Annotated in this window: 19 protein-coding genes, 1 tRNA gene and 2 pseudogenes; 9 read left to right on the top strand and 13 right to left on the bottom strand. The window is 70.2% G+C overall.

The window, feature by feature from the left end; all coding sequences use genetic code 11:
- Window positions 1–92: 92 nt before the first annotated feature.
- Window positions 93–974 carry an N-formylglutamate amidohydrolase gene (locus P409_RS04570; protein ID WP_052120022.1) on the bottom strand — a complete coding sequence of 294 codons (882 nt, stop codon included), beginning with the start codon at window positions 972–974 and terminating at the stop codon, window positions 93–95.
- 151 nt (window positions 975–1,125) lie between these two features.
- Between P409_RS04570 and P409_RS04575 the strand changes: the two genes are divergently transcribed.
- The 4 genes from P409_RS04575 (at window position 1,126) to P409_RS04585 (ending at window position 2,652) form a co-directional block, all read left to right on the top strand.
- Window positions 1,126–1,200, top strand: a tRNA-Val gene (locus P409_RS04575).
- Between the two features lie 253 nt (window positions 1,201–1,453).
- Window positions 1,454–1,621, top strand: a complete 168-nt coding sequence (locus P409_RS36915) for a type II toxin-antitoxin system HicA family toxin (RefSeq protein ID WP_274519142.1) — start codon at window positions 1,454–1,456, stop codon at window positions 1,619–1,621.
- Between the two features lie 3 nt (window positions 1,622–1,624).
- Window positions 1,625–2,038, top strand: coding sequence for a type II toxin-antitoxin system HicB family antitoxin (locus tag P409_RS04580; protein WP_034832314.1), 414 nt, complete (start codon window positions 1,625–1,627; stop codon window positions 2,036–2,038).
- 278 nt (window positions 2,039–2,316) lie between these two features.
- Window positions 2,317–2,652, top strand: coding sequence for an excalibur calcium-binding domain-containing protein (locus P409_RS04585; protein ID WP_081991258.1), 336 nt, complete (start codon window positions 2,317–2,319; stop codon window positions 2,650–2,652).
- A 15-nt stretch (window positions 2,653–2,667) separates the two neighbouring features.
- Here P409_RS04585 and P409_RS04590 read toward each other — a convergent pair whose 3' ends face one another.
- From P409_RS04590 to P409_RS04610, 6 genes and pseudogenes are all read right to left on the bottom strand, one after another.
- The gene (locus P409_RS04590; protein WP_052120023.1) at window positions 2,668–3,414 is read right to left on the bottom strand and encodes a class I SAM-dependent methyltransferase; all 747 of its coding nucleotides are present in this window, start codon (window positions 3,412–3,414) and stop codon (window positions 2,668–2,670) included.
- Entirely contained in the window at window positions 3,414–5,231 is a 1,818-nt protein-coding gene (locus tag P409_RS36035; protein ID WP_052120024.1) for a polysaccharide pyruvyl transferase family protein, read from the bottom strand. The genes P409_RS04590 and P409_RS36035 overlap by 1 nt, the downstream gene beginning before the upstream one ends.
- A complete protein-coding gene (locus P409_RS04600) occupies window positions 5,224–7,380 on the bottom strand; it encodes a polysaccharide pyruvyl transferase family protein (RefSeq protein WP_161790338.1) in 2,157 nt (718 codons plus the stop codon). Before P409_RS04600 ends, P409_RS36035 begins: the two co-directional genes overlap by 8 nt.
- A gap of 656 nt (window positions 7,381–8,036) precedes the next feature.
- Window positions 8,037–10,214, bottom strand: coding sequence for a DNA ligase D (gene ligD / locus P409_RS04605; protein WP_202964554.1), 2,178 nt, complete (start codon window positions 10,212–10,214; stop codon window positions 8,037–8,039).
- Window positions 10,199–10,684: pseudogene (locus P409_RS40575) on the bottom strand (DNA polymerase ligase N-terminal domain-containing protein); the annotation flags it as partial. The gene ligD and the pseudogene P409_RS40575, both read right to left, overlap by 16 nt.
- Before the next feature lie 69 nt (window positions 10,685–10,753).
- Window positions 10,754–11,452, bottom strand: a complete 699-nt coding sequence (locus P409_RS04610; protein ID WP_034832317.1) for an MgtC/SapB family protein — start codon at window positions 11,450–11,452, stop codon at window positions 10,754–10,756.
- Window positions 11,453–11,543: 91 nt separating this feature from the next.
- Here P409_RS04610 and ku (P409_RS04615) point away from each other — a divergent pair, with 91 nt between their 5' ends.
- Window positions 11,544–12,437, top strand: a complete 894-nt coding sequence (ku, locus tag P409_RS04615) for a non-homologous end joining protein Ku (protein ID WP_034832319.1) — start codon at window positions 11,544–11,546, stop codon at window positions 12,435–12,437.
- 142 nt (window positions 12,438–12,579) lie between these two features.
- On the opposite strand, the gene ku (P409_RS04620) is transcribed toward ku (P409_RS04615), so the two are convergent.
- The 4 genes from ku (P409_RS04620) to P409_RS04635 form a co-directional block, all read right to left on the bottom strand.
- A complete protein-coding gene (gene ku / locus P409_RS04620; protein ID WP_034832321.1) occupies window positions 12,580–13,374 on the bottom strand; it encodes a non-homologous end joining protein Ku in 795 nt (264 codons plus the stop codon).
- Between the two features lie 82 nt (window positions 13,375–13,456).
- A complete protein-coding gene (locus P409_RS04625; protein WP_052120025.1) occupies window positions 13,457–13,945 on the bottom strand; it encodes a Ros/MucR family transcriptional regulator in 489 nt (162 codons plus the stop codon).
- Window positions 13,946–14,253: 308 nt separating this feature from the next.
- Window positions 14,254–15,048: a DeoR/GlpR family DNA-binding transcription regulator gene (locus tag P409_RS04630; protein ID WP_034832323.1), complete on the bottom strand. Its 795-nt coding sequence runs from the start codon at window positions 15,046–15,048 to the stop codon at window positions 14,254–14,256.
- Window positions 15,049–15,096: 48 nt separating this feature from the next.
- Complete coding sequence (locus tag P409_RS04635; protein ID WP_081991263.1) at window positions 15,097–15,663, bottom strand: RidA family protein; 567 nt, start codon at window positions 15,661–15,663, stop codon at window positions 15,097–15,099.
- 243 nt (window positions 15,664–15,906) lie between these two features.
- Between P409_RS04635 and P409_RS04640 the strand changes: the two genes are divergently transcribed.
- The 3 genes from P409_RS04640 to P409_RS04650 are packed head-to-tail and all read left to right on the top strand — an operon-like array spanning window position 15,907 to window position 20,751.
- Window positions 15,907–16,971, top strand: coding sequence for a dienelactone hydrolase family protein (locus tag P409_RS04640; RefSeq protein WP_052120026.1), 1,065 nt, complete (start codon window positions 15,907–15,909; stop codon window positions 16,969–16,971).
- A gap of 4 nt (window positions 16,972–16,975) precedes the next feature.
- Window positions 16,976–19,228, top strand: a complete 2,253-nt coding sequence (locus P409_RS04645; RefSeq protein WP_052120027.1) for a penicillin acylase family protein — start codon at window positions 16,976–16,978, stop codon at window positions 19,226–19,228.
- A complete protein-coding gene (locus tag P409_RS04650; RefSeq protein WP_034832325.1) occupies window positions 19,225–20,751 on the top strand; it encodes a GH3 family acyl-acid amido synthetase in 1,527 nt (508 codons plus the stop codon). The genes P409_RS04645 and P409_RS04650 overlap by 4 nt, the downstream gene beginning before the upstream one ends.
- On the opposite strand, the gene P409_RS04655 is transcribed toward P409_RS04650, so the two are convergent.
- Both P409_RS04655 and P409_RS04660 read right to left on the bottom strand, forming a co-directional pair.
- A complete protein-coding gene (locus P409_RS04655) occupies window positions 20,676–21,419 on the bottom strand; it encodes an SOS response-associated peptidase (RefSeq protein WP_052120028.1) in 744 nt (247 codons plus the stop codon). The genes P409_RS04650 and P409_RS04655 overlap by 76 nt on opposite strands.
- A gap of 3 nt (window positions 21,420–21,422) precedes the next feature.
- A complete protein-coding gene (locus P409_RS04660) occupies window positions 21,423–22,022 on the bottom strand; it encodes a YIP1 family protein (RefSeq protein ID WP_034832327.1) in 600 nt (199 codons plus the stop codon).
- Window positions 22,023–22,210: 188 nt separating this feature from the next.
- On the opposite strand from P409_RS04660, the pseudogene P409_RS04665 reads away from it, so the two are divergent.
- A pseudogene (locus P409_RS04665) lies at window positions 22,211–22,652 on the top strand (class I SAM-dependent RNA methyltransferase); the annotation flags it as partial.

Raw genomic sequence — 22,652 nt, forward strand, 5'->3', positions numbered from 1 at the left:
AGGCCGCGGCGTAGAAGGCGACCGCGGCCTCGAGATCCGGCACGTCGATATTGACCAGCAGCGCCATGGCGTCCCCCTCTGCCCGCCGCCCGCTACCGTGCCAGCGCCTCCGCCTCGAGGGCGCCGAGGGCGGCGGCGAAATCGGTCATGTCGGCGGTCAGCCGGGCCAGGCCCCTGGTCGGCGACAGCGTCGCCTCGTCCATGTACAGGGCCCGGTTCAGCTCGACCTGCAGGGCATGGATGCCGGCGCGCGGCCGGCCGTAATGCCGGGTGGTGAAGCCGCCGGCATAGGGGGTGTTGCGGGTGACGGCATAGCCGCGGCCGGCCAGCCACTGCTCCGCCGCCTCGGTCACCGCCGCGGCGCAGGAGCTGCCGTAGCAGTCGCCCAGCACGACGTCGACCGCGCGGCCTCCGGGGGTGCGCGAGGCGCCCTGCGACGGCATCGAATGGGCGTCGATCAGGACGGCATGGCCGAAGGCGGCACGGGTCTCGTCGACCAGCCGGCGCAGCGTGGCATGGTACGGGGTATAGAACTGCTCCACCCGCTCCACTGCCTCGGCGAAGCGCAGCTTGCCGCGGTAGATATCCTTCCCCTGGGCGACGATGCGGGCGATGGTGCCGAGCCCGGCGACGACCCGCGGCGAGCGGGTGTTGACCCAGCCCGGCAGCGCGTCGTCGAACATCTCGGGGTCGAGCTCATAGGCCTCGCGGTTGACGTCGAGGAAGGCGCGCGGGAACAAAGCGCGCAGCAGCGGCGCGCCGCGCTCCGGCACCTGGCCGAAGATCTGGTCGACGAAGCCGTCCTCGGAGCGCCGCAGCGTGTGGGGGTCGAGCTTCGCCGCGGCCAGGAACGACGGCGGATAGTCGCGGCCGCTGTGCGGCGAGGCGACCACCACCGGAAGGCGCCGGTCCTGCGGCAGGGCGATCGCCACCGCGTCGGACGCCGGCGACTGCGAGGCGACTTGACCATCCATATCACCGTCATATCCCAGCGCCCCCGGGCTGTCGACGGCGGCTGTCGACGCGGCCGGCGGCAGGCTCGGTTTGATGCTTGCGCCCCCCGGTCGATGATGCTACATGGGCGCTCCCCGCGGACGACCGGTCTCGGCCGTCCTTCCCGGTAACGGGCGCGTAGCTCAGCGGGAGAGCACTACGTTGACATCGTAGGGGTCACTGGTTCAATCCCAGTCGCGCCCACCACCGGACCTCCAGGCAGATCAGAGAGCTTGGCGTGGTCCCCCGAGGGATCCGCGGTTCCGTGCAGAACAGCGCTGGAGCGTGCTGACGCATTGGCACGTTTTAGGCACATGAATGTTCATAGTCAGCGCTTGCGTGCGACGCCAGCGACCTGGGATCGTGCATCCAGAATGATGTGTATGAGCAAACACTAACCTTGACGCCCATACCGCCCGGTTGTGTGTCTATACACATATGAAGAGTGGGGACGTCATCGGTGCCCCTCAAGGCGGACGGTTGGTACGAGGTGGCCCAGAAGGGCAGCCACGTCGAGATAAAGCACCCATCGAAGCCAGGCCGCGTGACGGTCCCACACCCCAAGAGAGACATACCTATCGGCACGCTCCGGAGCATCGAGAAGCAAGCCGACATCAAGCTGAGGTGAGCCATGCGCTATTACATCGCCCTGATCCACAAGGACGCTGGTAGCGACTACGGTGTCTCGTTCCCCGACCTCCCCGGCCTGATCACGGCCGGCAGCGATTTGGACGAGGCTCGCGCCATGGCGGAGGAGGCCTTGGCCCTGCACATGGAAGGCATGGCCGAGGACGATGAGGCTGTACCCGAACCCTCCGGCCTGGAGGAGATCATGGCCGACGCCGAAAACCGGGACGGCGTCGCCGTCCTCGTGCCTGCTCCGCAGCAGGCCATAAAGTCTGTTCGGGTGAACGTCACCATTCCGGAGGACGTGCTGGCGGAGATCGACCGCTACGCCGAAGGGCATGGCTTTACCCGATCGGGCTTCCTGGTCCGGGCAGCTCGCGAGGCGATGGCGGATGATCGCCTGGAGACGGCGGCTTAACCGGCAGCCCTCTGTACGAGCATTGAACCTGCGACCCCTACCGTGTGAGGGGAGTGTTCTCCGGAGAGGGCACTGCCCTTTCACGGCGGCGTCCCGGCCCCAGATTCGACGCCCTGCGCAGGCAACGGCTGTGCCGGGCCTGCCCAACCCGCTCTGAATCCTCGACTGGAGCGTCGTCCTGGCACGACAGGATGTGACTGATCGAGATTCGACTGGCGAGGCACGGTGATGTCCTGTCACCATCTTGCCGGGTCGAGGACGGGAGCGATGTCTTGGGCATGGCAGGTCGCGATCCGGAGGTCGAAGCCCGGACGCTGAAGCGGCGGTTTCAGGCGGTTACGGCGCGCCTGGAACGCGCCGAGCGGCATCGACGATGGGTCCGGTGGCTGGTCCGGATGACCCCGCCGCTGCTCGTGACGGCCGGTCTCGTCGTGGGCGGCTTCCTGAACAGCCCGTGGCCACCGGGGCCGACGATCCGGCATCTGGCGGCCTTTCCGGACTGCGCCATGGCGCAATGGGTCGGGCTGGCGCCCGCCCGGACCGGCGAGCTGGGCTATTACGCCCGGCATGACCGGGATGGCGATGGAATCGCCTGCGAACCCCGGGCACCCTGATCCGCGGGTTTCAGGTCAGGACGGCCCGCCCACCACCGGATCCACCTCCAGAATCCCCACCCGCGACTCGATCTCCACCGCCGACACCACCCCCTCCGCCTGCTCGATCTCGCGGAAGCAGCGGTACATGCTGTCATTGAAGCGGATGTCGTCGAACACCAGGATCCAGGGGCTGGTGATGCGGGCCAGCAGCAACTCGGCCTGCGCCTTGACGATGTCGCCGACATGGATGCCGTCGATGAAGGCGATGCCCGGACGGTCGAAGGCGATCTTCGTCGCCGCGAGCCCGGCCTCGAAGGTGTCGGCGACAGCGGTGAAGCGCGGGCTGATCGCGGCCAGGTTGGCGCGGGCGATCTCCTGCCACTGCCGGTTCGGGTCGAAGGTGACCAGCCGGCCGCGGCGGTTGGCCTGCAGCCCGGCCAGCCAGTACATGCCGGAGACGCCGAAGGCGGTGCCGATCTCCACCACCGTCCAGGGCCGGTACCGGCGCGCCAGCTGGACATAGACCCGGCCGTATTTGTGGCTGGTGCGGACGCTGTTGCTGGACCGCTTGAAGCTGTCATCGGCCGCGGCGAAGTCGCGATAGCCCTCCCACAGGTCGAGCGGCCCCATCTCCTGCGTCAGCCGGGCGCGCTCGGCGATCAGCGGCTCCCGGCCGAAGGGGCGGGGGCGGACCAGCTCCGCCACCCGCGCCTCGGTCAGGAACGCCGTGTCCCGCTTCCGGCGGACCACGGCCAGCGGCGCCGGCCCGGGGCCCCCCATCAGGCCGCCAGCGGGAACGGGCAGGCCTCGCGCAGCGCCGCCAGGTCCGGCATCCGCTCGGGAATGTACCGGCACAGCTTGGCGTGGTCCGGGGTGACCGTGCCGAGCTCCGCCAGGTCGAAGGGCTCGACATCCTTCAGCCCGACCGAGGCGAAGTAGTCCTCGAACTTGGTGTTGCCGCCCGGGATCTGGGTCTCGCTGGTCGACATCACCGCCCAGCCGACCGGGATGCCGTAGGCCTGGGCCACGATCAGCCCGTGCAGCGAGGTCGAGATGATGTGCTCGCACTCCGACACCTCGTCGAGGAAGGCCTCGATGTCGTCGTAGCCGCTGCGCATGATGTCGATCACCTTGACGTCCGGATGCACCTCCAGCGGCGCCGCGACATGGGTGAAGTGGCGGATCAGGCCGAGCTTGTGCTTCTTCGTGCCCTTCGGCTGGTACAGCTGCGGCAGCAGCAGGGCGACGTCGCCATAGACCTGCGGGCACTTCCCGCCGCTGTCGAGCACCAGGCGCCGGGTCAGCGGGCCGCGCACCGCCTTGTACACCGCCTGCGGGTGCAGCTTGTCGGTCAGGCGCGGGCTGCCCGTGCCCCAGACTGGGGTGCCCTTCTTGGCGAATTTGATCACCGAGCCGATGACGAGGGCGCCGCTGCCCGCCGCCACCCAGCGCGGCGCGCGGCCGGTCAGCTTCTCGACGATATAGGGGTTCAGGATGTCGCCGAAATTGCCGGGATAGGGCTGCTCCATCCACCACAGCTGCGGCCGCTGCTTCAGCGGCAGCCCGGCGGCCTTGGCCCGCTCCTCCAGCCCCAGCCGCAGCATCCGGCCCTGGGCGAAAGCCTTGGCCTTGGCGGTGCCGTGCTCGGCCAGCTCGGCGGCGTAGCGCTGGCCCTCCTCCGGCAGGTGGAACTCGATGCAGAAATCCACGACGCGCTGCAGCAGGGTGGAGAGCCGGTCGCTGTATTCCCCCTCCTGCCGCAGCTGGCCGATCCGGCCCTCGTACAGCGCCAGCGCCGCCTGCTCGCCCTCCTGCCGTCGGGCGACGCGGGCCAGGGTGTTCAGCGGGTCGTCCTGTGACGGGTCCAGTTCGGTCATCTTCTTCAGATAGACCGCGGCGTTCTGCATCTTGCCGGCCTTCAGCTCCTGCTCGGAGATGGCCTTGAGCACGCGGTACTGCCGCGTCGGCTCCAGGATCGGCGCGTCGTGCTGCGCCACCTCCTTGACGAAGTCGCGGACATTGCCGCTGTCGCCGAAGGAGAACCAGGCGTCGGCCGCGCCCAGCTTCTCGCCCCAGGCCAGCCGCTTCGGCGGCAGCAGCGTGACCTGCAGCTGCTCGGAATGCGCCCGCCACGCCTCCTCGAAGAAATAGTCGTCGGTGCCGCGCTCCTTGCTGGTCTTCTCCAGCTCCACCAGCTGCTCCAGCAGCCGCCGCACCGGGGTCGTGTAGTTGAAGAACAGGAACCCGGGGTGGAACGTCCGCGCGAAGATGAACGGGTCGTATTCCCGGAAGTACTTGAAGTTCCGCAGGAAGGCCGCGAAATCGCTCTCGCAGTTCAGGAACGGGTCCGGCCGCTTGATGATCCGGGTGTCGATGTCGACCCAGATGATCGGCCGCTTGTACTCCTCCAGCTTGCGGGAATAGTAGTTGACCTTGTAGCGGCAGATATCGGCCCAGTTGGCGTCGGGGCCGAGCTTCACCTCCTCGAAATCATGCTCGATGTCGAGCTTCTTGCAGTCCTCGGCCAGGTTGTAGGCCGAGTCGTAATAGTACTGCTTGCCGCCATAGAAGCTGACGACGACGGCTTCCTTAGCCATGGTGGGAATCCTCAAGCTGCAGCAGCAGGGTGGTCTCGTCGAGCTGGCTGATCTCGTAGATCGGCCGCTCGACCAGGTCGGATTCGGCGATGGTGAAGATGCGCCGCCCCTCGCGGGCGATCTCGGAGCCGAGATAGGCCTCGATGGCGTTGCGCACGGCCGGCAGGTCCGGCGCCTCGAGGATCACATGCGGCGAGCGCGATCGGAGCGCTCGGACGCAGTCCGCCCGGTCACGCGCCGCCTGGCCCGACAGGCGCAGCCGCACCAGCGCGGCGGCATCGCAGGCCTGCGACACCTGCTTCGGGTCGGCCACGTCGCACAGTTCGATCGCCGCCTGGTCGCCCTGGCCGTTGAGGGCCCGGTACTGCTGCAGGATCGGCTCGCCCTTGCTCCTCTCATAGGCCACCGACACCGACCCCGCCTTGGAGACGAGGCTGCCGAAGGCGGAGGCGAAATAAAGGAAGCCGGGGTCGAGATCGACCACCCTGTCGCCGGGCTTCAGCACCTTGGCGGCGCAGGCCAGGGTGCTGTTGCGCCAGCGCCGGGCCTCGATCTCCTGCAGCTCGACCTCGGCGCCGTCGACCGGCACCGCCAGCTGCACGGAATCCGCGGTGCGGACGACGACGTGGTCCGGCAGCACGATCTCCTGGTTCTTCGACGGTTCCGCGGCCACGGGCGGCGCGTCGGCCTCATCGAAGGCCGGCGCGGCCTTTGCCGCCGGTGGGGGGGTGATCGCCACCGCCTCCACCGCGACCATCGGCTTGCGGTCGAAGGCGGCGGCGAACTGGTCGACATTGTCGCGCGCACCGGCGATCGCCGCCGCCCGCTCCTCGTCGCTGACCGGCTGCGCGAACTCGATCGCATCGCCGATGCGCAGGTTGCGGTTGGCAGCGTCGAGCAGGATGGCGGCCCGGGTCAGCGACGGGAACCGCTCGGCCAGGGCCCGGCCGCTCTTGCTGGTCGGGCCGCAGACCTGGATCAGCGGCGTCCGGCCCATCACCGAGAACAGGAGCCCGTGGAAGCGCGAGCTGACCACCAGCCCGGCCGAGCCGTAAAGGTCCATGACCGCCGAGACGTCGTAGTCGGCCGCCTTGACCACCTGGATCTCGCGCCGCTGCCGCAGCCGCTCGTAGATCGCCTCGTCATCGACCGAATGGACGACGCCGATCACCTTGTTGTAGCCCCGGCCGAGCGAGTCGAGCGTCTCGTCGAGATAGGCGTCGATGGTGCTGTCGCGCTTGGCCAGCCAGCCCTCCAGGCTGTGGCTGAGCGAGAGAACGGCCAGGCCGGGGTCGCGCCGCACCGGCACCGGCCGCGGCCCGTCGGCCAGCAGCAGAGCGAGGTCGCCGGTGGTGTGGACGTTCTTCAGCCCGACCGTCTCGGTCAGCAGGGTGGCGTCGCTGCGCTCACGCACAGTCACCAGACGCGCCAGGGACAGCGCGTCCTTGAAGGCGGCGGCGCCGAGCGTGGTGCGGATGCCCTGGGTGCCGACGCCAAGCACGGCGGAGGGGATGCCGCGCTCATAGGCGTAGCGGATCGGCGCGGTGTAGTTCGAGACGTTGCTGAAGCTGCTGTCATAGAGCAGCCCGCCGCCGCCGATCACCACCAGGTCGGCATTGTCGATGACGGCGTAGTCCGGGTTGGGCCCGACCAGGTCGACCGCATCGAAGCCGTTGCGGTACAGCACCTCGCGGGCGCCGAAGCTGACCGCATCGTCGCCGACATTGCCGACGCCGAAGGCGGAGACCACCACCGCCCGCCGATCGGCATGTCGTTGCCGCACGCCTGCATCGCGCTTGACGTAGTCCAGCACCGGCTGGGTGTGGCGGCGCCGGGTGACGTCGAGCGCCGAGCGGGCGGCGCCGGCGGCGTGCCGGGCGAAGACGACGAAGACTTCGTTGGCGTGCAGCACGTCGCCATGGATCACCAGCGCCTGCAGCACCTGCCGCGGCAGGCGGGGCATCAGCCCCTTGTGCACGATCGCATAGTCCGGGATCGGCGATTTCAGCTGGGTCACCGCGCTGTACGGAACGATCCGGGCATTGGCCAGATCATTCGACAGGGCTTCGAACAAATAGTCCGGAACGAGGACTTCATCGCCCGACGCAAGCTTCAGCGCCGCGATCATGTCCTTGTGGTGCTTATCCACGGGGCCCCTCCAGGAATCCGGTTGGAAAGGGGGGTCTCGGACAGCCTTCCAGACACCCGGCGAAATGCGGACAAGGGATTCCGCCGCCCGCCGGGCCCTGGCCGGGCGGGATTGAGTGGCCGTCATCTCTGGAAAGCGCGGAAGTCGGCGCTACGGGGCGTCGTGTCTCGGTCTGGGACGCCGGCGGTCGCTCGTTTCCATCTGATTCCCCTTCACTCAGGCACGCAGCCGTCTCGACCGGCCATCCGGACACCGCCGGGACAGACCGATGATCGCGACCGCTTCCCCGGGGTTGAGATCCCAGATGAGGCGCAATGGCATTGAAGCACCACACGCCAGGCAGGTTTTAACACCTAGCCTTGAGGTTAGTCGGCCGCAGGCCACCCAATCCTTTTGACACTGTTCATCTAGGGGTGCAACCGGTAATTCGTCTGCTGATTTCATTGATAATATAGGTCACAATTTATTTTATTTGCTTCATAATTGCACAATTCCGTCACGCAATTTTTATCTGTTCTTTATTTATGGATCTTCGCTCAGTTTCCTATATTAGGCCAGAACGGCAAATGCGACAAGCTTTCATTGCTAAATCTTCCTAGGAAAATCGCCGATCTCTGGCGCCGTCCGGGGAATTACAAAGGTTTCCCTGACGACGATCAGGCCGCCGCCTTGCGCTCCAGGCGCCGGATCGCATCGGCGAGCGGCCGCGCGGCATCATCATAGCCGTCCCAGGCGGAGCCTTTCGCCAGCAGCCCGGGCGCGGTGCGCAGGGTATAGCGCTTCGGGTCGAGCCCCTTCCGCACCTGGTCCCAGGTCAGCGGCATCGACACCGTCGCCCCCGGCCGGGCCCGCGGCGACAGCGGCGCCACGGCGGTCGACATCCGGTCGTTGCGCAGATAGTCGAGGAAGATCCGGCCGCGGCGCTTGTCCTTGGCCATGTTGACGACGTAGCGGTCCGGCGCGTCGCCGGCCAGGCGCACGCAGACCTCCTTGGCGAAGCCTTTCGCCTCCGCCCAGTCCGGCCCGCCGCCGCGTGGCGCGGCCAGCGGCACCACCACATGCAGCCCCTTGCCGCCGGTGGTCTTGCAGAAGGGGACGAGGCCGACGGCCTCCAGCCGGTCCTTCAGCGCCCGGGCGGCCTCGACCACCGCGTCGAAGGCGACGCCGGGGCCGGGATCGAGGTCGAACACCAGGCGGCCGGGCCGGTCGATCTGGCCGGGCCGGCAGTTCCAGGGATGCAGCTCCAGCCCGCCCGACTGCGCCACCGCCGCCAGCCCCTCGATGCGGTCGATCTGGATATAGGGCTTGCGGTCGCCGGACACCCGGACCAGCGAGATCAGGCTGGACGTGCCGGGCATGGCATGGCGCTGGAAGAAGATCTGGCCGCCGATCCCGTCCGGCGCGCGCAGCACCGAGCAGGGGCGGCCCTTGATGTGTGGCAGCATCCAGGGGCCCACCGTCTCCAGATACAGCGCCAGGTCGTGCTTGGTCACCGGCTCGCCGTCACCGGCATCCGGCCACAGCGCCTTGTCGGCCTTGGACAGGGCGACGCCCATCACGGTCGCCTTGGCCGCGCCGCGGCGGCGCGCCGGCTTCGCCGCCTTGGCCGGCGCCGGCTCCTGCAGCTCGGTCTCGGCCGCCGGGGCAGGGCTTTCGGCCTTGACCTCCTCGGCCGGCTTGTCCTCGCGCAGCCCCTTGAACGCGGCTTGCCGCACCATGCCGGAGCCGGTCCAGCCGGCGAACTCGATTTCGGCCACCAGCTCCGGCCGGGCCCAATGCACGTTGCGATCCTTCCGCGGCGCTCCGGGACCGGTGAAGGGCGATGTGTCGGCTTCGACCGCCTTCAGCCGCGGCACCAGCCGCTCCACCTTGGCGGCGCCGTAGCCGGTGCCGACCCGGCCGATATAGACCAGGTGGTCGCCGCGATGGACACCGACCAGCAGAGACCGGAAGCGGTTGCCGGTGGTGGACCAGCCGCCGATCACCACCTCCTCGCCGCCGCGGCACTTCGCCTTGGTCCAGCGGTCGCTGCGGCCGGACTGGTAGGCGGCGTCGAGCCGCTTGGAGATGATCCCTTCGAGCTTCAGCTGGCAGGCGGAGCGCAGCACGGCCTCGCCCGCCTCCTCGAAATGGTCGACATAGCGGATGGGCGTGGCGGCGTCGCAGCCCTGCTCCTCCAGCAGCTCGCGCAGCCGGTCCTTGCGCGCGGACAGCGGCTCCGGCCGCCAGTCGCGGCCGCTCTCGTGCAGCAGGTCGAAGGCAAAGAAGATCAGGTCGCGGCTGCGACCTTCCGACAGCGCCACCTGCAGGGCTGGGAAATTCGGATGGCCGTCCTCGTCCAGCGCCACCGCCTCGCCATCAATAATGCAGTCCGGCCAGCCCTTCGCCGCATCGGCGGTGGCCTGGAAGCGATGGGTCCAGTCCAGCCCCTTGCGGGTCTTGAGCGTCGCCTTGCCGCCTTCAATCCGCAGTTGCAGGCGATAGCCGTCGAACTTGATCTCATGCGCCCAGCCCTTGCCGCCGGGCGGCCGGTCGACCGACAGGCACAACTCCGGCGGGATGAAGTCGGGCATGGCCGAGGCGGCGGCCTTTGTCTTCGATCGGCGCGGCGCGAAGGCCTTGGCCGCCGCCTTCTCCGGCCTGGCGGAGGAATCCCAGACGGCATCCGACCGTGCCGACGCCCGCCGCCCAGCATGAAGGGCTTCGGCCCGCGGCCGCGCCCGGCCGCGATCTCGGCCATGGCCCGGCCGGAGGCGACGGAGCGATCCTCCGCCAGCACCGCATCGCCGTCGGCTTCCACCGCGTGTTCGTCGCGATGCTTGATCAGCAGCCAATTGGTGCGCTTGCCGCCAGTGCGGTCCCGCTTCATCCGCACCAGCACCCAGCTACCGTGCAGCCGGTCGCCGTCCAGCGTGAATTTCAGCTCGCCCCTGGCCAGCTGCTGCTGGGGCGACACGCGTCCCTCGGGCTCCCAGAAACCGCGGTCCCAGAGCTGGACGGTGCCGCCGCCATATTGCCCCTTGGGAATGGTGCCCTCGAAATCGCCATAGGCCAGGGGGTGATCCTCGACCTCCACCGCCAGGCGCTTGTCATGCGGGTCGAGCGACGGCCCCTTGGTCACCGCCCAGGACTTGAACACGCCGTCGAGCTCCAGCCGCAGGTCGTAATGCAGCCGTGTCGCCGCGTGCTTCTGGATGACGAAGCGCAGCCGGTCCGACGATGCCACGCCCGCGGCGCCGCTGGGTTCGGCCGTCTTCTCGAAGTCGCGCTTGCGCCGGTAGGTCGACAGGCTGTCCCTGGCCATCGCCTTCGCCCGAAAGTTGCGTCGCCTTTGGGAACGATGCGCGCGAGGCCGCGGTTCCGGAAGGCCCTTCTAGCGTGGCGCCCAGTCGGCCTCCCGCACCCCGGGCACAACCAGCAGTCTTTCCACCGCGGGCGGCAGGCCGTTGTCGGCCGGGTACCCGCGCCAGAACAGGTCGTAGCGCAGGGTCCTGACCCCGGATGCCGGCTGCACGGTGATCGAGCTGGCGACGACGCGGAAGCCCGCCTGCTGGAGCGCCGTCTCAATATCGCGGGCGCCCAGCTGACCCTGCTCCACGGTCAGGCTGAGGCGGGCCTTGCGCTGCTGCTTCACGCTCTCCTCCAGCCATTTCAGGCCCCACAGCGTGGCCAGGCCGATGGCGAAGGCGATGCCGCCCAGGATCAGATCCCCGGCGCCGAAGCACAGGCCCATCACCGTGACGAACCACAGCGTCGCCGCCGTGGTGACGCCCAGCACCAGGCTGCCGCGGCGCAGGATGGCGCCGCCGCCGATGAAGCCGATGCCGGACAGGATGCCCAGCGGCAGGCGCATCACATCCATCCGGACGAAGGAATCGCCGGCCTTGCCGGTGGTGGCGAGCAGCTGGTTGGCCAGAACCATCGAGAAGGCGGCCGCGAGGCAGACCAGCAGATGCGTGCGCATCCCGGCCGCGCGGCCATGCGCTTCGCGATTCCAGCCGATGATCGCGCCGGCGAGGGTGGCGAGCGCGAGGCGCAGCAGGATGTCGGGCCAGGTCGGGACCAGCGGCATTGACGGGCGCCCTCTGGTGGCGTGCGATTCAGGAACCCGGCGGGGCGGCCGCCCGTTCCTTCCGGGACCGATCCGCTGCCCCGAGGACGAGATGGCGCCGCGCGCGACCTGGAAAGGCACCTTGAAGCTGGGCTTCCTGTCCTGCCCGGTGGCGCTGTACACCGCCGTGGGCGAAGGCGACGAAATCCACTTCAATATGGTCAACCGCCGCACCGGCCATCGGCTGCGGCGGCTGTTCGTCGATGCCGAGACCGGCGAGCCGGTGGAGCGCGACCAGCAGGTGAAGGGCTATGAGGTCGACACCGACCGCTATGTCGTGCTGACCGAGGAGGAGATCGAGGCCGCGATCCCCGACAGCACCAAGACCATCGAGATCGAGAGCTTCGTGCCGCGCGACCGGGTCGACCGCGTCGCCATCGACCGGCCTTATTATCTTGCCCCGACGGATGCTGTGGGGGCCGAGGCCTTCGCGGTGATCCGGGCGGCCTGCGAGAAAGCGGGTGCGGTCGGGATCGGCCGCACCGTGCTGTTCCGGCGCGACCGGGTGGTGATGCTGTGCCCGGAGGGGCCGGGCTTCCTGGCCAATCTGCTGCACTTCGAATACGAGATGCGTGACGAGGCCCAAGCCTTCGACGACATCCCGGCCATGAAGATCACCGGCGAGATGCTGGACCTGGCCAAGCACATCATCGGTCAGAAGAAGGGCCGGTTCGACCCGGCCAAATTCGAGGACCGCTACGAGACGGCGCTGATGGAGCTGATCCGGGCCAAGCAGCGCGGCGAGACGATCAAGCCGCCGGCGGCGCCGAAGCGCGGCCAGGTCATCGACCTGATGGCCGCGCTGCGCGAGAGCGCCGGGGTTTCGGCGAAGCCCGGCCGCAAATCTTCGGCGAAATCCGGCAAGTCTTCGACGAAGCCCAAGAAATCAGCAGCGAAGGGCAAGGCCGCGCCGGCCGCCCGGTCGACCCGGCGCAAGGCAGGCTGAAGCCCTCCCGCAAGGGGAGAGGGAGGATAGAAGGGATGGGCCGGCCCCACACGGAGACGCTCTGAAAAGGTTCCGCACAGGCGAGAGGCGACGCGCCTCTTACCAAGATCTCGAGCTGAGATCTTTCGGTGACCCGCACCCATCACCGCTTCCGCTTGTTCGACTCTAGGCTCTTGCGCAGGGCGGCCATCAGGTCGATGACCTTGCCGGTCTCCTCGGCCTCGGGCTTCGGCGCCTTCACCGTCCGGCCCTTCTTCTTGCGGGCGATGATCTTCTTCAGCGAGGCCTGGACCCTGTCGGCCAGCAGGTCCTCGCTCCACTCCACCGTCCGCTCCTTGATCACCGACAGGGCCAGCTTCATTGCATCCTTTGGCGGCGCGGCCGGCTTGATGCCGCCGAAAGCCTCGCCCTCGTCGCGCACCTCGTCGGCCTGGCGCAGGGTCCAGACCACCATGCCCTTGCCGCGCGGCTCGATCATGATCGGCCGCTCGCGCCGGTACAGCACCAGCTTCGACAGCCCGACCATCTTCGTCGCGGCCATCGCCTCGCGGATCACGCTGAACGCCTCCTCGCCGACCGGCTCGCTCGGCGCCAGGAAATGCGGCCGGTCGCGCCAGACCAGACCGACCTCGGCGCGCGGGACGAAGCTCTCGATGTCGATGGTGCGCGTGGTCTCCAGCGCGACGGCGGAGAACTCGTCATCGGTCAGGGTGACGTAGTCGTCCTCGCCGACCGAATAGCCGCGCAGCTGGTCGTCATCCGCCACCGGCCTGCCGGAGACGCTGTCGACATACTGGCTGACGACACGGTTGCCGGTCGCCTGATTCAGCGTGTGGAAACGCACCCGCTCGGCCTGGGTGACGGCCGGCGTCATCTCCACCGGGCAGGTCACCAGGCTGAGCTTGAGATAGCCGGACCAGAAGCTGCGGGCCGCCATGGGCCGCCTCCGCGACGATGTCTCCTGGCGAAGAAAGCGCCGCGGCCGGCCGGAGGTTCCCGCCGGCCGGCCCGTCGTTTGCCTACTTGGCGGCGGCCTTGCGGCCGCGGCCCGACTTCGCCGGCGCCGGCGCCGGTGCGGGCTCCGCCGGGCGGCGGGTGCCGAGGCCGATGCTCTTGGCCAGCGAACTGCGCTGCTTGGCGTAGTTCGGCGCGACCATCGGATAATCGGCCGGCAGGCCCCAGCGCTCCCGGTATTCGTCCGGGGTCATGTTGTAGGCGGCCTGAAGATGCCGCTTCAGCATCTTCAGCTTCTTGCCGTCCTCGAGACAGACGATGTAGTCGGGCGTCACCGACTTGCGCACCGGCACCGCCGGCTCCGGCCGGCTCGGCGCCGTGACGGCCGGCTTGCCGAGGCCCGTCAGGGCGCCATAGACCTGCTCGATCAGCGCCGGCAGGTCGCTTGGCGCGACGCTGTTGTGCGAGACATGGGCGGCCACGATCTGAACGGTGTGCTTGCGCACCTCATCTGACGAAGTCGGCTTCAAATCATCGGCGATGTCCGCACCCATCAAATCTCTCCTGTGAATGGATTGGACATAGATATCGCATTCCACACACACGTCCAGACTTATCTGAAACAAAACGGTGTCGCCGTTGTTCGAAGACTTCCGTTTCCTTGGCCGGACGGCCGGGCACGGAAGCCGCGGCCGTCGAGACCGCCCGAAATCTCGACCCGGGCGGCGGCGGGCTGGAGCCTCGGCAAACCGGCCGGCGCAAAGTATTCAGGACGCAAGATCTGCCGCGACGGACGGGGAGATGACTGGCGGCGGTCGATGCGCCCCGGCGATGAGGAAGGCCGCGCTGCCCGATCCGAGGGTCACGAGACGCCGGCCGGCTCCCGCCCGACATGGATGCGGCTCCCCGCCGCCCGGACGATCCGCGCCAGCTCGGCCGGCAGCGGCCGGTCGACCACCAAGTCGTCGATCGCGTCGAAGCCGCAGACCCGCTCGACCGCCGAGACGCCGAACTTGCTGGCATCCGCCACCAGCATCGACCGGTCCGACTGCCGCAGCATGGCGCGCTTCACCGCCGCCTGGCCGGGACTGACGTCGCAGGGGCCATTGTGGCCCAGCCCGGATGCCCCGATGATGGCGCGATGGGCGTTGAAGCGGGCCAGGTACTCGATCGTCTCCTCGCCCGTGACCAGCGCCTCCGACCCGTCATAGGCGCCCGGGCAGAGCCGGACCCTGAAGCCGGGATTCGCGGCGGCGACCGCGGCGATGGCGGTCGAGTTGGTGATGACGGTCAGCTCGCGCGCCCTCTGCGCGAGGTGCCGGGCCACCTGGCAGGTAGTCGATCCGCCATCGATCATCACCACCGCGCCGTCGGCCACCAGCCTTGCGGCCGTGCCGCCGATCAGGTTCCGCTCGGCCACCCGCACATTCCGCCGGATGGACAGCGACGCTTCGCTGGTCACGGGCCGCACCGTGGCCCCGCCATAGGTCCGGCTGAGCAGGCCGCTGGCGTTAAGCTCGGCGATGTCGCGCCGGATCGTCTCGCAGGTGACGCCGAGCTGCTCGGCCAGCAGCGAGATCCGGATCGACGCATGCTCGGCGATCTGCCGCAGGATCAGCTCGTGCCGGTCCTTCTTCTTCGGTTTGGTGAGCCGCACCGGACGACCTCGCGATCACGACCAGCCGGACCTTGCACCGCGGGCCGATCAGGCCCGCAGCGCCACCTCCGCGGCGATCACGACCGGGCTGTTGAGCGGCGTCGCCGTCACCCCGACGGCGGTGCGCGCATGCCGGCCGGTCTCCGGGCCGAACAGATCGACCAGCAGCCCGGAGGCGGCGGCGACCACGGTGGTGGCACGGTCGAAGCCCGCCGCGGTCAGCACGAAGCCCTCGAGCCTGAGCCAGGCGGCGACGCGGCCGAGATCCCCGATCTCCCGCTTCAGCGAGCCGAGCATGGCGAGCAGCGCCAGCCGCGCCGCCTGCCGCGCCTCGTCCGGCGAGACCTCGATCCCGACCCGGCCGAAGGGGCCGACCGGATTGCCGTCCGGCGCCTGCGGGCCGTGGCCGGAGATGTGCACCCGGTCGCCGAAGCGGCGCGCCCAGGCGAAGGGCATCGGCGCGTCCGGCGGCAGCCGGAGCGGCGGCGGCAGGTAGAGCCCGCGGGCCTGGATGCGGCTCTCGACCACCACGCCCCCATGGCGCAGCGGCAGATGCGCTGTGACGGAATGGTCGCCATAGCCGGCAACGCCCGCCCGGCCGGTCAGGGTGGTCATGGTCAACCTCTCGGAGCTTCAGGCCGGCTTATCGCGCCGGCCGGGGATCCCGCCTCGCATCAGGACGCTAGCAGCGGCGGGACAAGCGGACCCCTCCCATTTGGGAGGTTCCACAAAAGATCGTCGGACTCGGACATCGGCGGTCATGCGGCTGCGACGCCATGGCCCGGACCGCCGCTGTCGCCGCCGCCGGAAAGCCGGGTACAATCGCGGCGGCACCCCAGATGCGAGAGGACCCGACGGATGGCACTGCACGGCCCGGCTCCCCGCTTCCAGCGCAGCGCCGCCCTGGCCGCCGCCATGCTGCTCGGCCTGCTGTCGCAGGCCCGGGCCGAGCCTGTCTTCACCGATCCGTGGCCCGCGGTCGGCGACGCCGCCGGGCGGATCGTGGCGGTGCCGAGCCACAGCCCCTTCGTGCCGTCGGAGATCGGGCCAGACGCCCCGGCCACCCCGGCGCATGTCACCTGGTACCCGCCGGCCGGCGCCGACGCGGCGCACAGAGCCCCGGCCGTGGTGCTGCTGCACGGTGCCGCCGGCGTCGACGACAACCGCGAGCCGCACTATGCGCGGCAGCTGGCGGCGATGGGCATCGGCGCCGCGGTGATCGACGTGTTCGGCGCCCGCCGAGACATCGCCACCAGCTTCACCGACCGCGTGATCCGGATCACCGAGACCATGGCCCTGGCCGATGCCTATGCCACCCTGGCCTGGCTGAAGGCGCGGCCGGAGATCGACGGCAACCGGGTGGCTGTCTGGGGCTTCTCCTACGGCGCCATGGCCAGCATCGTCGCCACCAATACCGCGATCGCCGACCGCTTTGCCGCCCTGTACAAGCTGGGCGACACCCGCTTCGCCGCCCATATCGCCTTCTACGGTCCCTGCGTCATCGGCTTCGAAGATCCACGCACCACCGGCGCGCCGGTGCTGATGGCCTGGGGCGACCGCGACGCCATCATGGACCCGGCGCGCTGCCAGGCCACCGCGGCGGCGCTGCGCCAGGGCGGGTCGCAGGTGCGGACCATCGTCTATCCCGGCGCCGTGCACCAGTGGGACGGCAGCCGGCCCGGGCCGCGGCCGATCGGCCGGCTGCTGAACGACTGCGATTTCCAGGTTGAGCGCGACCTGACGGTGCGCGACGGCAATCTCGGCATCGCCATGGGCGGCACCTTTACCCGCAAGCTGATCCTGGCCAACTGCGTCGGCGGCGACCCCTATCTGATCGGCCGCGACGACGCCGTGCGCACCAAGTCGGACCGCGACGTGGCCGCTTTCCTGTCGGCCGCCTTCGGGCTGGCCCAACGCAGCTGAGCCCATGTCCGCCCTGCATCGGCTGATCACCATCCTGGCCCCGCTGGTGCCGGCGCTGCGCGCCCTGGCACCGCGGCCGGTAACGGCGGCGGAGCGGCTGGCCACCTTCCCGACGACCGGCCTGCCGCTTTCCCGGTCGGTCGACATCCGCTGGAACGGCCACCAGATCCCGTTCATCGAGGCCGAGACCGATGGCGACCTGGCGGTGGCGCTGGGGCTGGTCCACACCCATCTGCGCGGCGGCCAGATCGCGCTGATGAAGCGGGTGGCCCAGGGCCGGCTGTCGGAGGTCGCCGGGCCCGTGGCGCGCGACATCGACCATGCGCTGCGCATCCTGGACTACGGCCACGCCGCCGACACCGTGATCGACCGCATGCCGGCGGACAGCCGCGCCTTCGCCGAGGCCTTCGTCGCCGGCGTCAACGCCTATCACGCGCTGGAGCGGGCGCCGCCGCCGGAATTCGCCCTGCTGGGGTTGCGGCACGAGCCCTACACGCTGCGCGACATGTGGACGATCGGCCGGCTGGCCGGCAGCGACATCAACTGGGTGGCCTATTTCGGCCTGCTGCGCGAGCGCGGCATGCCCGGCTTCGCCGAGGCCTGGGCCCGCACCCTGAAGGCCGGCGCCAATGCCGTCACCAGCTTCACCACCGACGGCCGGCAGGCGGCGCTGGCCACGCTGCTGACCGCGACCGGCCGCACCGGCAGCAACAGCGTCGCCGTCGCGGCGTCGCGCAGCGCCACCGGCGGCGCGATGATCGCCAGCGACCCGCATCTGTCGCTGTCGCTGCCCAATCTCTGGCTGGTCGCCGGCATGCGCTCGCCCGGCTACCACATGGCCGGGCTGATGGTGCCGGGCCTGCCCTTCGTCGCCGTCGGCCGCAGTCCGCATCTGGCCTGGGGCGGCACCAACATGCGGGCGGCGTCGAGCGACCTGTACGACGTCGGCAAGCTGCCCGAGGCGGAGATCGAGACCCGCGAGACGGTGATCCGCACCCGCTTCTGGCGCCCGGCACGGCGCAAGGTCCGCCGGACCCGCTTCGGCCCGATCGTCAGCGACGCCAAGGTGGCGCGCAGCCGGCCGGGCGACACCATCGCCCTGCGCTGGATCGGGCATGAGGCGACCGACGAGGTCACCGCCCTGCTGCGCGCCAGCCGCGCCACCACGCCGGAGGATTTCCGTGCAGCCTTTGCGGGCTTCGGCGTCTCGGCCCAGAACATGCTGGTGGCGTCGGCCGATGGGCGGATCGGCCAGATCATGGCCGCGACCCTGCCGATGCGTCGCCGCTTCCCGCCGGCCGACCCGGTGCTGGATGCCGGCGACCCGGAGACGCATTGGCACGGGCTGGTCGACGCCCCGGACCTGCCCTGGACCGCCGACCCGCCGGACGGCGTGCTGGCCACCGCCAACAACCGGCCGACCGACACGGCCCTGCCGGTGGGCTTCTTCTTCTCCGCCGACGAGCGGGTGCGGCGCCTCTATGCCCTGCTGCGGTCCAAGGAGCAGCTGGCGCCGGAGGACCTCGTCGCGCTGCAGGCCGACACCGTGTCGCCGGATTCCGGCGCCCTGGCGCGACACCTGGCCGAGACGATCCGGGAGGCGGGGATCGGCGCCGAGCATGCCGCCTTCCTCGACCGGCTGGCCGGCTGGGGCGGCGACTACGCCGCAGGCTCGGCCGGTGCCCCGGCCTTCGAGGCGCTGCTGCACCATCTGGTGCCGCGGGTCTATGGCGCCGAGACGATCGAGGCCATGCCACGGCTGATGGCGCAGTGGAACGCGATCACCGCCTTCCTGGCCGACGACCTGGCCGCACTGGCGCCGGAGCGGCGCCGGCAGGTGCTGGGCGAAGCGGTCGGGCTGGCCGCGATCGACGCTGCTCCGATCCCGAGCTGGGGTGAGATGCACCGGATGCGGGTGGCGCACATCCTGGCCAACCTACCGATGCTGGGCCGCTTCTTCGTCCTCGGCGAGTATCCGACCGGCGGGTCGCGCGAGACGCCGATGAAGACGGCGCACGGGCTGGTGCGCGGCCGGCACAACGCCAGCTACGGCTCGATGGCCCGGCATGTCGCCGACATGTCCGATCCCGACGCCAGCTGGGTCACGCTGTTCGGCGGCCAGGACGGCTGGCTGGGCAGCGAGAGCCTGACCGACCAGATCCCGCTTTGGTGCGAGCGCCGGTCGATCCGGCTGCCGCTGCGGCCGGAGACGGTGGCGCGGGAGTTCCCGACCCTGATGCGCCTGTCTCCCCGATGATCGATGCCACCCCGGCCTTCCGGCTGACCACGGCGCTGCGGCGCCGGCGGCTGCGGCGCCTGGACCCGGTCGAGAGCCAGCGCCGCACGCTCTTTCAGCTGCTGCGCCGGGCGGCCGGCACCCGCTTCGGCCGCGACCATGGCTTCGGCCACATCGCCGACATTGCGGCGTTCCAGGCCGCCGTGCCGCTGCGCCGCTACGAGGAGATGTGGCGCGACTACTGGCAGCCGGCCTTCCCGATCATCGAGGACGTCTCCTGGCCCGGCCGGATCCCGTTCTTCGCCGTCTCTTCCGGCACCACCAGCGGGCGCAGCAAATACATTCCGGTGACCGACGCGATGCGCCGGTCCAACGTCCGCGGCGGCTTCGACCTGACCGCCTGGCATCTCGGTGCCCGGCCACGGAGCCGGATGTTCGGCGGCCGCAGCCTGATGCTGGGCGGCAGCACCGCCCTGACCGAGGAAGCGCCGGGGGTGTTCAGCGGCGACCTCAGCGGCATCGCCGCCCGCACCCTGCCGCCCTGGGCCCGGCGCTTCGTCTTTCCCGGCCCGGACCTCGCCCTGCTGACCGACTGGGAAGAGAAGCTGGACCGCATCGCCCGCGGGTCGCTGGAGCTGCCGATCCGCAGCGTCTCGGGCACCACCAGCTGGCTGCTGATCTTCCTGGAGCGGGTGCGCCAGCTGCGCCGGGCCCGAGGAGATGCGCCGGACCCGCCCTATCCCTCGCTGGATCTGCTGGTGCCCGGCGGCGTCGCCCTGGCGCCCTATCGCCCGCGGCTGGAGCAGACGATCGCCGGCACCGCGGCCGAGATCCGCGAGGTCTATGCCGCCAGCGAGGGCTTCATCGCGGTGCAGGACGGCGGTGTGGGAGAGGGGTTGCGGCTGAACCTCGACCACGGGCTGTTCCTTGAGTTCGTGCCGGTGGAGGAGCTGGGGTCGCCCCGGCCGACGCGGCACTGGATCGCCGATGCCGAGCCCGGGGTGAACTACGCCGTCGTCCTGACCAGCTGCGCCGGCCTCTGGGCCTATGTGCTGGGCGACACGGTGCGCCTGGTCGGCCGCGACCCGCCACGCGTGCTGATCACCGGCCGCACCAGCTATGGCCTGTCGGCCTTCGGCGAGCACCTGATCGCCGAGGAGGTGGAGCGCGCCATTGCCGACGCCGCCGCGGCGACCGGCGCCGACATCGCCGATTTCGCGGTGACCGCGGTGTTCCCGGATGAGGCGACGCCGGTCGGCCGGCACCGCTGGTTGGTGGAGTTCGCCGCGCCGCCCGGCCCGAATGCGGCCGCCCGCTTCGCCGCCATGCTCGACGCAAGGCTGTCGGCGCTGAACGACGACTATGCCGCCCACCGCGCCGGCGGCACCGGCATGGGTCCGCCGGAGGTGGTGGCCGTGCCGCCCGGCCGTTTCGCCGCCTGGATGAAGTCCCGCGGCCGGCTGGGCGGTCAGAACAAGGTGCCGCGGCTGATCGCCGATCCCGGGCTGGCGGCCGAGCTGGCGGCGTTCATGTCGGGCTCCTGAGGCACCGAGCGGTCCATCAAGGTCGGGTCGTCATTGCGCACGGCGTTGACCCGGGTCGAGACCGGATAGGCCTCGACCGGCAGGTCGGCGGGCGGGACCAGCAGCGCCCGCAGCTGCGCCTGCGATGCCGGGGTCTCGCCCAGCCAGGCCGGCCACTGCTCCGGCGCCAGCATCACCGGCATGCGGTGGTGGATCGGCCGCAGCCGCTCTACCGCATCGGCGGTGACGATGGTGAAGGTCCGCACCCACTCCTCCGATTGCGGGTCCTTCCAGCCCTCCCACAGCCCGGCGAAGACCATCGGCCTGCCGTCGAGCCGGCGGACGAAATGCGGCGTCCGGTCCGGCGCCCATTCGTAGAAGCCGTCGACCGGGACCAGGCAGCGCCGGGCCTGGAACGCCTTGGCGAAGCTGCGCCGCTCGGCCAGGGTCTCCGACCGGGCATTGATCAGCTTGGCGCCGCCCTTCAGGTCCGGCTCCCAGCTCGGCACCAGGCCCCAGCGCAGCGGGTCGATCGACCGCCGCCCGGCCTTGGGGTTGAACCGGACCACGGCGATGTCCTGGGTCGGCGCCGCGTTGTAGCGTGCCGGGATGTTGGGCACCGGGCCTTCGGCGCCGAAGACCTCGACCAGCTCTTCCGCCGGCGCCTTCTGGACGAAGCGTCCGCACATGGCTCAGGCCGGCATCGGCAGGATGTAGGGGCCGAGCAGCAGCCCCAGCAGCATCATCAGCACCACCAGCGTCACCAGAGTCAGGCCGAAATGGGCGCCGCGCTGCTCCTGCGGCACGCGCAGCACCAGGCCGGTGCCGCGATAGAGGATCGTCAGCGCATAACCGATCGACAGCACCACCAGCAGCACCGCGGCCGGGCCGGACAGCAGCAGCTGCACGCCGGGGCCGAGCATCTCGGCGACATAGACCGGCGTCATCGCCAGCGCCACCAGGGTGAAGGCGGCATCGAAGCTGGCCATGGCGCCGAACATGCCGGCGTAGAAGCGGACCACCGCCGCCATGATGAACAGCCCCGCCAGGTTGACCGCCACCCGGACGGCCAGGAACAGCACCAGCAGGCCGATCGGCGTGCCCACATTGGAAACCGACAGCAGCAGCGCCAGCAGCAGGAAGGCGCCGATCGAGGTCAGGATCAGCACCGGCAGCGCATGCTCGCGCACCACGATGCGCCAGTTCGGGGCCGGGACCCCATGGGCGGCCAGCGTCGCGTCGGGCTCGAACAGCATGCCGCGCACGCGGCCCACCACAGCGGCGAGATCCAAGACCGTCTCCAACACGTCGTCGCGGTCCTGCAGGACCGTCCCCCTATGCCAGGGATATGGCCCTGCCCCTGAGGGGCATGCAACCCCGCGCCTTGCAAGGCCGGGCCGCGCATGCCATGCCTGCCACCATGAAGCGGCAGATGCGACGGAGCAAGCCCGCGGCCCCCGGGTCGCGGCGAGAGATCGAGTTGGTGATCGACCGCCTGGGCGGCGGCGGCGACGGCATCGGCACGGTCGAGGAGCACCGCGTCTACGTGCCCTTCGCCGCGCCGGGCGACCGGGTGCGCGCGCGGCTGGGCCGGCCGGAAGGCCAGGCCTATCGCGGCGAGTTCATCGAGCTGGTGCAGCCCGGCCCGAATCACCGCGAGCCGCCCTGCCCGCATTTCGGCCCCTGCGGCGGCTGCCAGGTGCAGCATCTGGCCGCGCCGGTCTACACCGAGTGGAAGCACGGCCTGCTGGCCGGCGCCCTGGCCCGCAACGGGCTGGAGGTCGCGGTGGACGCCCTGGTCGAGACCCCGCCGCACAGCCGCCGCCGCGCCAGCCTGGCGGCGCGGCACGGCCGGTCCGGCGTGTTCCTGGGCTTCAACGAGGCCGGGTCCAGCCGCATCGTCGACCTGACCGGCTGCGTGG

The organism is Inquilinus limosus MP06 (assembly GCF_000767795.1).
Taxonomy (GTDB): domain Bacteria; phylum Pseudomonadota; class Alphaproteobacteria; order DSM-16000; family Inquilinaceae; genus Inquilinus; species Inquilinus limosus_E.